The 9462-nt window shown below is 39.5% G+C and carries 13 protein-coding genes; 11 read left to right on the top strand and 2 right to left on the bottom strand.

The genetic code is table 11. The features are described 5' to 3' along the window. The first annotated feature begins 301 nt into the window (after positions 1 to 301). The 6 genes from ACFX4L_RS24085 to ACFX4L_RS24060 all read left to right on the top strand — a co-directional run bounded on the left by ACFX4L_RS24085 (position 302) and on the right by ACFX4L_RS24060 (position 4309). Complete coding sequence (locus tag ACFX4L_RS24085) at positions 302 to 646, top strand: lmo0954 family membrane protein (RefSeq protein ID WP_377406463.1); 345 nt, start codon at positions 302 to 304, stop codon at positions 644 to 646. Between the two features lie 19 nt (positions 647 to 665). After that, entirely contained in the window at positions 666 to 1301 is a 636-nt protein-coding gene (locus ACFX4L_RS24080) for a PspA/IM30 family protein (RefSeq protein ID WP_377406461.1), read from the top strand. A 157-nt stretch (positions 1302 to 1458) separates the two neighbouring features. After that, complete coding sequence (gene liaF, locus ACFX4L_RS24075; protein WP_377406459.1) at positions 1459 to 2205, top strand: cell wall-active antibiotics response protein LiaF; 747 nt, start codon at positions 1459 to 1461, stop codon at positions 2203 to 2205. Next, positions 2202 to 3248 carry a sensor histidine kinase gene (locus ACFX4L_RS24070; protein ID WP_377406457.1) on the top strand — a complete coding sequence of 349 codons (1047 nt, stop codon included), beginning with the start codon at positions 2202 to 2204 and terminating at the stop codon, positions 3246 to 3248. Before liaF ends, ACFX4L_RS24070 begins: the two co-directional genes overlap by 4 nt. Then, positions 3241 to 3882: a response regulator transcription factor gene (locus ACFX4L_RS24065; protein WP_284469886.1), complete on the top strand. Its 642-nt coding sequence runs from the start codon at positions 3241 to 3243 to the stop codon at positions 3880 to 3882. Before ACFX4L_RS24070 ends, ACFX4L_RS24065 begins: the two co-directional genes overlap by 8 nt. A 127-nt stretch (positions 3883 to 4009) precedes the next feature. Further along, positions 4010 to 4309, top strand: a complete 300-nt coding sequence (locus ACFX4L_RS24060; protein WP_284469887.1) for a hypothetical protein — start codon at positions 4010 to 4012, stop codon at positions 4307 to 4309. A 62-nt stretch (positions 4310 to 4371) separates the two neighbouring features. Here ACFX4L_RS24060 and ACFX4L_RS24055 read toward each other — a convergent pair whose 3' ends face one another. Further along, a complete protein-coding gene (locus ACFX4L_RS24055; protein ID WP_377406455.1) occupies positions 4372 to 5535 on the bottom strand; it encodes an MFS transporter in 1164 nt (387 codons plus the stop codon). 566 nt (positions 5536 to 6101) lie between these two features. Continuing rightward, positions 6102 to 6992: a helix-turn-helix domain-containing protein gene (locus tag ACFX4L_RS24050; protein ID WP_377382169.1), complete on the bottom strand. Its 891-nt coding sequence runs from the start codon at positions 6990 to 6992 to the stop codon at positions 6102 to 6104. 168 nt (positions 6993 to 7160) lie between these two features. Between ACFX4L_RS24050 and ACFX4L_RS24045 the strand changes: the two genes are divergently transcribed. The 5 genes from ACFX4L_RS24045 to ACFX4L_RS24025 all read left to right on the top strand — a co-directional run bounded on the left by ACFX4L_RS24045 (position 7161) and on the right by ACFX4L_RS24025 (position 9335). Next, complete coding sequence (locus ACFX4L_RS24045; RefSeq protein WP_284469888.1) at positions 7161 to 7298, top strand: hypothetical protein; 138 nt, start codon at positions 7161 to 7163, stop codon at positions 7296 to 7298. A 70-nt stretch (positions 7299 to 7368) separates the two neighbouring features. Continuing rightward, positions 7369 to 8760, top strand: a complete 1392-nt coding sequence (locus tag ACFX4L_RS24040) for an MFS transporter (RefSeq protein ID WP_317778077.1) — start codon at positions 7369 to 7371, stop codon at positions 8758 to 8760. Between the two features lie 72 nt (positions 8761 to 8832). Further along, positions 8833 to 8964: a hypothetical protein gene (locus ACFX4L_RS24035; protein ID WP_284149542.1), complete on the top strand. Its 132-nt coding sequence runs from the start codon at positions 8833 to 8835 to the stop codon at positions 8962 to 8964. 55 nt (positions 8965 to 9019) lie between these two features. Then, a complete protein-coding gene (locus ACFX4L_RS24030) occupies positions 9020 to 9151 on the top strand; it encodes a hypothetical protein (RefSeq protein WP_284149542.1) in 132 nt (43 codons plus the stop codon). A 52-nt stretch (positions 9152 to 9203) separates the two neighbouring features. Further along, entirely contained in the window at positions 9204 to 9335 is a 132-nt protein-coding gene (locus tag ACFX4L_RS24025) for a hypothetical protein (RefSeq protein ID WP_284149542.1), read from the top strand. Positions 9336 to 9462: the final 127 nt, after the last annotated feature.

Genomic DNA, 9462 nt, shown 5'->3' with positions numbered 1-9462 from the left:
AACTCACGAGTAAACTAGCTGAATTCACGAGTAAAACGCCAAAACTCACGAGTAAACTAGCTGAATTCACGAGTAAACGCTCAATTCACGAGTAAACGCTCAATTCACGAGTAAAACGCCACAATTCACGGGTAAAATGCCCAAACACGAGTAAATCTCTCAAATTAAGGAACAAAACACTCTCGTTAGTGTGGGCTTATAGCAACTACGCCTTAAGTCTTAATAGAAAATATAGCTAAGGCTCATTATACGAACTCGTAAAACTAGATAAGATATAAACATGGAAAGGAGGACGAAAACAATGAAGAAATTTGGTTTATTTATTGTAGGACTGATCGCATTATTCATGTTGCTAGCGAATGTTGGTCCATTAATCAGCTTGGCGATTTGCTTGGCGATCCTATACTTTGGGTTGAAACAGTTCATGAAGTCCGAATCCACAGGAGCCAAGATTGCCTGGGGATCAATCTCCCTTATCGTGCTTGTAGTTGCTATTTCCCATATCCCAGCGATATTAGGACTGGTTGCAGCTTATGTTCTTTACCTGGTTTATAAAAAGTGGAATGAAAATGATGAAAATGTATCGAAAGAAACGGACCCATTCTCAAATTTTGAAAGAGAGTGGAAAGAGTTGAATAAGAACTAATAGAAGGGATGGAATTGGAATGGGTAATTTATTTTCAAGAATGAAACAAACGATTTCAGCGGATTTTCACGACTTGTTGGATAAAAAGGAGCAAAAAAATCCAATTGGAATGTTAAATCAATATTTACGTCAATGCGAGCAGGAGACAGAAAAGGTCGGTAAGCTGCTTGAACGTCAATATCTTTTGAAAGAAGAGTTTATGCGTGAATATGATCAAGCGCAAAATCTGGCTGAAAAACGTAAGCATCAGGCTGAAATTGCTAAGCAGTCAGGAGAAACCGATTTAATGGAATTTGCTTTCAAGGAAAGCCTGCACTATGAAGATCGTGCGCTAAGTTTGAAGGAGGCGCAAAAAAGTGCAGAAGTTCAGTTGGCTGAACTGGAGCGGAAGTATGAAGAAATGAAGCATAAGCTCAAGGATATGCATCTAAAGCGGATGGAACTGATGGGCAGGGAGAATATTGCCCGGGCAAACAACCGGATCAATCGGGTTTTGGACGGAGGCATTTCCGACGCCAAACCGGTAGCGATGTTTGAAGAAATGGAGCATTATATCGATCGCATCGAGCATCAAGTCCATACAGATTATAATCGGCATACAATCGATGCCAGGATTGTCCAGCTTGAAAAGGAACTGGAACAGAAAGAAGCGTAAAGGTATTTTAAAGCATTGCTGTTATCCCCTGACTTCCAGGAAATGAGGGCGGGGGAAAACAGGCTGTCAGAACGTGATAATTTCATGGTATTCTTAAAAGGCACGGGTTCCTGTGCCTTTTAAGAATATCATGATCATATACAGGGGAGGCGAACCGATGTTGAACAAGATGAAGACGGACTATATGGGATGGATACTTCTCATCGGAGTCGTCCTGCTTTTTTTAGAGATTTCATTTACGGGTGGAGGTCTCCTTTTTTCCCTCGCTTTTTCAATAGGATGTATCTATTTAGGCAGGAAATTCACAAAACGGTCAATCGGGAAAATCCTATTTTTTATAGGGCTGATTTCCCTTATCATCACTGTCTTGAATATGTTCGTCTTTAAATTTTTCCTTATGGCGATCCTCATTTATCTTTTGCTTTTATATTATCAGTCCAAAAAGAATCCTGATTGGGTCAGTCCCATTTTAACCAATGATGATTCGGACGAAGAAAAGATCAATAAGGAACAATTGCTGAAAACCGATTACCTTTTTAAAAATAAGTTTTTCGGTCATCAACAAACGGCCGAGCATGTATATGAATGGAATTCCGTGAATGTTCAAGGCGGGGTCGGTGATACGGTTATCGATTTAAGCAAAACGATTTTACCGAAAGGCGATGCTGTCATTTCCATCAGGAATATCATTGGCAATATTACCGTGCTTGTACCGTATGGCATCGAAATCAGGGTCCATCATTCGGTCATTGCAGGCAGAGCGAGGATCTTTGAAAATAAGCCTGAATCCAGGGTCTTTAATCAGATTTATTCCTACCAAACGGAAGGGTTCAATGAAACGGATCACAAGGTTCATATCATCACTTCAATCTTAGTTGGGGATTTAGAGGTGAAGCGGGTATGAGCATAATGACACGGCAGATATTGACTGCCCTTGGTGTTTCTTTCGTACTTTCCCTTGCATTGCCGGCGGCTGTTTTCTTTATCTTTCCTTTATCCGACTGGAGCGTATTGTGGGAGAAAGTGGTCATGGGCTTGCCTTTCGTCATATTCCTGCCAAGTCTGGTCATTACGGTAGGGCTTTTCTATGGTGTCGTTTCGGGGTTGTTTTGGAAGAGGCAGCTGGAAAGGGTGGATGAAGGTCTATATTTACTTGAACAGGGGCGCTTACCTTCGCAACAGGAGGCGTATCCGGTCCAAGAGATGGCTAAAATGGTGGAACGGATGCAACTGATTCATAAGCAAATCAATGAGCAGACGAAATTATCACAAAAAATGGCGAATGAAAAGGCCATTGATCAGGAGAAACAGATCCAGGAAATCGTTTCCCAGGAACGAAACCGTTTGGCGCGGGAACTGCATGATTCGGTAAGCCAGCAATTGTTTGCCGCTTCGATGTTCATGTCGGCCATTACCGAGTCACAATCAGATATGGAAAAAACGGAAATGAAACAATTCAAGATAGTGGAAGAGATGATCCATCAATCCCAGCTTGAGATGAGGGCTTTATTACTTCACTTGAGACCCGTTGCATTAAAGGGAAAATCTTTACAGGCGGGGATGAAGGAGCTCCTGGAGGAATTGGCCCAAAAAGTGACGATGGACATAAATTGGAAGATGGAAACTGTCACTCTGGATAAGGGGATTGAAGACCATCTGTTTAGGATTTTACAAGAATCGATTTCCAATACACTAAGACATGCAAAAGCGAATTCTCTTGAAGTGCTATTGATCGTTCGTGACGGGCTGATCATTTTACGGATAACGGATGATGGTATCGGTTTTAATGTCGAGGAGTCGAAAACGGGATCATATGGTCTGCAAAACATGCATGAACGGGCTGTGGAATTAGGCGGAACGATGCAACTTGTAAGCCTTCCGAATAAAGGAACGAAACTTGAAGTGAAAATCCCATTATTAAATGCTGGAGGTGATCATGATGATTAAAGTATTATTTGTCGATGACCATGAAATGGTAAGGATAGGGGTATCGGCTTATTTATCCGCACAGGCGGATATCGAAGTGATCGGGGAAGCGGACAATGGTTTAAAAGCTGTCGAACTGGCAATGGAATTGCGCCCGGATATCATTTTGATGGATTTGGTGATGCCGGAAATGGACGGCATAGAAGCGACGAAACGAATTATTGAGGGTTGGCCAGAAGCAAAGATCATCATTGTGACAAGTTTTCTTGATGATGAAAAAGTGTACCCGGCATTGGAAGCCGGAGCGACGAGCTATATGTTAAAAACATCAAAGGCCAGCGAGATTGCCAGAGCCGTCCGTTCCACGTTCCAAGGGCAAAGCGTACTTGAACCTGAAGTGACGGGGAAAATGATGGAAAAGCTACGTCGCCCAAAGATCACCCAGCTTCATGATCAATTGACAAACCGTGAAATGGAAATTTTGCTGCTGATGACACAAGGGAAAACGAATCAGGAAATTGCCGATGAACTATACATAGCCCTAAAAACAGCCAAAGTGCATGTCAGCAATATATTAAGTAAGCTTGCCGTACAGGACCGTACGCAAGCGGTGATTTACGCTTTTAAGCATTCGCTCGTTCAAGAAGAAGAGTAAATAGCGTCTATTTACCAAAAGATGAGAGTTTGTTATATTTAGGGAAGTGTCCCATCCTATAAAGTTCTTTCAAGGTTGCTGATTGCAGCCTTTTTTTACGGATAACGGGAAAAAAGTAGGTGAAATGATGTTAAGAGTGATCTTAGAATTATTTCGTATAATCACCATTATTTTCGTGATTGGAATGATAATGGGATTCATCATTAATTCAATCTATGCGATTTTTGGTATAACCGTTGAGAATACCGCAGGCGGATGGATTGTTGCTATGGCAATTTTCCCATTACTTTATGTACTCTATAAAAACCGGCTTCAATTTTCAGGGTTCTATAAAAATGGCAAACAAGTAAAACTCTCAAACAGGACAACGACAATCCTGCTGTGCTTCTCGGTGCTAATGTTAACGGTTGCCCCCTTATTTCGCTAACGGAATATAAAAAAGAGCATGTTTTGATCAAAACATGCTCTTTTTTATGCAGTTTTTCAAGATTATACAGCTTCCTCTGCAGTATCGAGCCTCTTGCCATATATCCGATAAAGAACGAAGGCAAATACCATCCCTATAAAGGAGATGGAGGAGATGAACAGGTAAAGGGTCTTGCCCCCAAAAGCCCCATATATGGCTCCGCCTATATAAGAAGCAATGATTCCCGAAACCCCGAAGAATAAAAGTGCCAGTACGGTCTGGCCTGTGGCACGCCACTCCACGGGAACGATCCGATAAAGATATTGGATGGCAGCCGAGTAGAAGATCGGGAAAGTCAATAGCTGCATGACTTGCAAATAAGCTAATAGATGTGGATCGGTTATCCACGCAGAGACGAAATAGCGGATAAAGAAAAACGCTGCTGCAAACGAAATGATGATGATTCCCTTACCCTTGCGCAGCCACCAGAAGCTTAGGGCGAATACGACGATTTCACTTCCTGCCGCTAAGAACCAGGTCAAGCCTACAAGCTTGGCACTCCCTCCAAGTTCCCTGATGTACACCCCGAGGAAAGTATCGTTCATCCTTGCTGGAACAGCACAGATAAAGACCAATAGCAGGAAGAGAAGTGTCTCTTTATTGCTGAAAAAATGCTTAAGGCTGCTTAAGGTGACAGGTTTCCCTGAAACGGGTGCATCAGGCATCATCCAGCTGACGATGAAACTGATCAAACCTATGCCGGCAAAAAGGAAAGCCAGGCTGTTTGCTCCGAAATATGACATAACGTAGCCTGTGATCAGCGATATGACCGCATAACCCAATGCACCATATGTCCGGATGGAACCGTAGCTGATCCCAGATTTCTCTGCAATCGTGAAGTTGAGGCTTTCCGTCAGGGGATCGATCGGCATCAAAAAGAAATAGAGCAGCATGGCAAACAGGATAAGCTGTAGATAGCTGCTTGAATCATAGAGAAAATAACCGATTACGCTCGAGAAAAAGATGAGTAACAACAGAACCTTTCGTATTGTCCTCGTTTTGTCGCTGATCATTCCCCATAAAGGCTGGGTGATGAGGGTGACAAAACCTCCTGTACCGATGATGAATCCGATTTGGGCTGGACGCAAACCTTGATCAGCCAGATAGACTGGGAGAAACGGAATGAAAATGGCAAGCAGTCCAAAATATAAAAAGTTAAAACTTTTTAATAATCGTAATGCTTTCATAAAATGAATGATACCTCACGTGTTCTATAGATTGTTGATTTCAACCTTGTTATTGTAACATTGATGACAGAATTTGAAAAAAAGCTTCAACTTTATGGATGGAAATAGACAGATAGGGTTCGTTCTGAGAGGTTCTGGAACCATGTGGGTATGATGCGTTTCAAAATTCGTGACATCGAGGAATTTAGATAGGGAACCCCCTATGCTATCCTTCGCTTCCAGCTTGAATAAGGTAGGTTTCTGCTAGTCTTGTTCATGAGGCCTATTTGAATGGTTTGAAGAAGGTGGTTTCTGGTGATTTTTTAATTCGGGTCATTGATTTTTATCTACCTCGATAAATCTTGGCTATTTTGGATTGAAAATATAAAAGTCCTTTTTATGATATGAATTTCCAGTTTGGATGGAATGCTTTCCTTTCGTTATGCCATAACCGCTTTCCTTAGCTCTCGTGCTTGATTATCGGTAATAATGTTACGGACTCTTTTTTTACGTTCCAAGCCGAACACATGAACATTATACTAACCAAAAAAGTACAGCATTGTTTTGCTGTGTGAATTCTTCAGTCATTATAGAGATTTCTTTATCTCATGCAGTCTTTCCTGAACGACTTTTTCAAACTCGTAATTCTGCTGCAATAAGAATATATTCCTTGCCTCTTCATACCCTTTTGTGGCACTTTCCATGTTGTTCAGTGACTGAAAGGATTGGGCACGTTGATATAATACTTCACCCAAAAGGTACATAGATTCTTCCCGCGTTAAAATTTGAATGGCGTCAGAGCAAATTTTTATAGATTCATAATATTGTGCGTCCTTATGTAAGGATTTTGTCAATCCGTAATAAATCCGGACTTTAATTCTATAATTCATTGAAGTTTTTGGAAGTTGTTGAAATTGCTTAAGGGCATCTATATAAGAGGCAATTGACTTTTTATATTCAGTTATTTCGTTATAAATAATGGCTTTGCTATTCAAAATTTCTATTTTTTGAGCAGATAAAATATGAAAATGAGTAGATAAGTCTAATGCTCGATCTAAAAAATCCAGGGATTTCAATATATCATTATCACAATAATAGGCTACTATCCCCAAATGCCAGAGGATGAATTGTTTATTGATAGGTGACTGGAAATCTGCATGGTACTGTTCTGCTTCGAGAATCCGTTTTACCTGCCGATACTCTCTATTTCTAATGGAAACCCTGACTTGAGATTTCACTTCCTCACTATATTCCATTCGGTCTGAATAAGTTTCTAAAAGGATATCTTCAATGCTGATGCCTAAACGTAATGAGAGCTCATATAAAGTAGTCGCTAATGGAATGACCTTCCCCTTCTCGATGTTGCTTAGTTGTGCTTGAGTAATGATACCCTCTGCCATAACTTTTTGTGTTATACCTGATCTTTTTCTTAAATTGTAGAGTACATTTCCAAGTTTAAAAGGAATGCTTGCATCCATTTTATCAACTCCTAAAAATATAAATACTTTTATATTTTTTTATGTATTTCATTGGAAACACCAACTAAATATCGAAAAAAATACTCTGTAGTGGCTATACAAGAAAAATGTACCATATTTGGATGGTTTATACTAGCTGTATCAATCAATATCAGGAGGTTAAGGTATATGAAAAAAATATTAGTATCTGGGTTCTCCATTCTATTAGTGCTAGCATTGGTTTTACAATTTGATTCAGGCGTCAAATTGGCTGTAGATGATCTGCCTGCAATAGATGATCTACCGAATCAGCATGAAAAAGGTTAAATATCAATATCAAAAAAGGAAGATGACTAAAGGGGAATTTAAATAAAATAAATAAAAAAGGATTATATATATGAAATTAAATAAGGATCAATTATTGATTATAACCATTTCTTCATGTGTTATAGCTAGTGTGATGTCTACGTCCATGCTGACGATTGCATTCCCTAATCTTGTAGACTTTTTTGATATTTCTTATTCCACACTTCAAATTAGAAATATTCTTTTCTTCTCTTTTTTCGCATTTCTCATTCCGCTTTTTGGTAAAGTGGCCGATGTTTTAGGCGCAAGAAAATTGTTGATATTTGGCCTGTCGCTATTTATCACATCTACCATTCTTAGTGGAACCACAAATAATTGGAATTTGTTTTTGCTGTATCAGACACTTCAGGCAATTGCAGATGCAATGGTAGTACCTGCCCAGGTATTATTGATCAGGCAAAGTTTTAAGGATAATAAATTAGGCTGGGCTTTTGGATGGTTTTCCGGAGTTTTAGCGACCGCCTCACTTATTGGACCAGCTGTTGGTGGTTTGGTAATAAAATATTACCCTTGGCAAATGATATTTGGAATATTGATTATCATAAGCTGCATATCCTTAATTCTTGTACTAATGGTAACTCCCAAATCAAAAAAAAGAATCACGGCAAACCTTCATTTACCTTTAAAAAACAGTTTGGCTTTACTAGTTATGGTAATCAGTTTTCAATTTATATTCAATGATGATATTGGTGTAGTGAAACGGTCGCTTTCTATTGCTGTTACAATATTGAGTTTAATTTTATTTGTATTTTATGAACGGGCAAACCAAGGAAACACTTCTTTACTTCCAAGAAAGGCAATAAAAAACACCATTTTTATCTCTTCAATTGTGAGAATATTCGTTCTATTTATGATCACAAATGTAATAGTGCTTTACATTCCCAGTTACATGCGGGATATACACAATATTCAACCAGATATTGTTGGCTATATCATTATGGCAGATTCGATATTGGCAGTTTTATTATCTGGGTATGCTGGTAAACTTGCAGATTTAAAAGACAATAGAAACCTTTTACTTTTATCTATTTCGATTTCCATAATTGGAATGGTAAATCTTACATTGACAATGTTTAATGGCAGCTTAATTTTCTTTATCTTTGCATTTCTCCTTTTTGGATTGGCCGGTGTCATTTCCATGCCCACACAAAATAAAATTGCTATGTTGTCCGTTCCCGAGGAAGAAACAGGGGTTTATATGGGGTTATTCCAGATGGTACAGTTTGGAACCGGAGCTTTCGCTGCGGGGGTATTCAACACTTTTCTGGACTATGGAACTGACAAAGGTGACTTTTCCCAGGTTGGATTTTCATACGTGTTGATCATTTGTATAGGGTTATATTTGGTGGCTATAGGAACAGTCGTTTATGATAAAAGGCTTCTAAAAAGCAATATAAAATTGTCTTTGAAAGAAGAAGTCTAATTCTCGTTTATCTGAAAGTGAAATATACCTTAGAAGAGTTAGCTTTGAAGTGATTTTAAGGAGGTGAAACATATGACAAAGCAAGTGGAAAAAACAGAAGCGGAAAAACTAGTGGAAAACCTGGAAGTAATCGAAGCTAAAGAGCTAGAAGTGGGGAGTGCATTTCATGCGTTCCGTTTCAATACGTTGGACACAGAAAAATAGATGAGAGCCTGGGAGTAACAGGCCATCCATCATACATGTTAAGGAGGTGAAACATATGACAAAGCAAGTGGAAAAAACAGAAGCGGAAAAGCTAGTGGAAAACCTGGAAGTAATCGAAGCTAAAGAACTGGAAGTGGGGAGTGCATTTCATGCGTTCCGTTTCAATACGTTGGACACAGAAAAATAGATGACCTGGGAGCTACAGGCATTCCATCATACATGTTAAGGAGGTGAAACATATGACAAAGCAAGTGGAAAAAACAGAAGCGGAAAAGCTAGTGGAAAACCTGGAAGTAATCGAAGCTAAAGAGCTGGAAGTGGGGAGTGCATTTCATGCGTTCCGTTTCAATACGTTGGACACAGAAAAATAGATGAGAGCCTGGGAGTAACAGGCCATCCATCATACATGTTAAGGAGGTGAAACATATGACAAAGCAAGTGGAAAAAACAGAAGCGGAAAAGTTAGTGGAAAACCTGGAAGTAATCGAAGCTAAAGAA

Origin of the sequence: Peribacillus sp. YIM B13482, from assembly GCF_042787975.1 — a bacterium.
Classification (GTDB): domain Bacteria; phylum Bacillota; class Bacilli; order Bacillales; family DSM-1321; genus Peribacillus; species Peribacillus simplex_A.
Note: the sequence above shows the minus strand (reverse complement) of the source record. Positions and strands in the feature narration are given on the sequence as shown.

Coding starts and splice junctions, on each gene's coding strand:
- ACFX4L_RS24035 (WP_284149542.1), top strand. CDS start 8,833: ATGACAAAGCAAGTGGAAAAAACAGAAGCGGAAAAACTAGTGGAAAAC.
- ACFX4L_RS24085 (WP_377406463.1), top strand. CDS start 302: ATGAAGAAATTTGGTTTATTTATTGTAGGACTGATCGCATTATTCATG.
- ACFX4L_RS24050 (WP_377382169.1), bottom strand. CDS start 6,992: ATGGATGCAAGCATTCCTTTTAAACTTGGAAATGTACTCTACAATTTA.
- ACFX4L_RS24040 (WP_317778077.1), top strand. CDS start 7,369: ATGAAATTAAATAAGGATCAATTATTGATTATAACCATTTCTTCATGT.
- ACFX4L_RS24070 (WP_377406457.1), top strand. CDS start 2,202: ATGAGCATAATGACACGGCAGATATTGACTGCCCTTGGTGTTTCTTTC.
- ACFX4L_RS24055 (WP_377406455.1), bottom strand. CDS start 5,535: ATGAAAGCATTACGATTATTAAAAAGTTTTAACTTTTTATATTTTGGA.
- ACFX4L_RS24060 (WP_284469887.1), top strand. CDS start 4,010: ATGTTAAGAGTGATCTTAGAATTATTTCGTATAATCACCATTATTTTC.
- liaF (WP_377406459.1), top strand. CDS start 1,459: ATGTTGAACAAGATGAAGACGGACTATATGGGATGGATACTTCTCATC.
- ACFX4L_RS24065 (WP_284469886.1), top strand. CDS start 3,241: ATGATTAAAGTATTATTTGTCGATGACCATGAAATGGTAAGGATAGGG.
- ACFX4L_RS24030 (WP_284149542.1), top strand. CDS start 9,020: ATGACAAAGCAAGTGGAAAAAACAGAAGCGGAAAAGCTAGTGGAAAAC.
- ACFX4L_RS24045 (WP_284469888.1), top strand. CDS start 7,161: ATGAAAAAAATATTAGTATCTGGGTTCTCCATTCTATTAGTGCTAGCA.
- ACFX4L_RS24025 (WP_284149542.1), top strand. CDS start 9,204: ATGACAAAGCAAGTGGAAAAAACAGAAGCGGAAAAGCTAGTGGAAAAC.
- ACFX4L_RS24080 (WP_377406461.1), top strand. CDS start 666: ATGGGTAATTTATTTTCAAGAATGAAACAAACGATTTCAGCGGATTTT.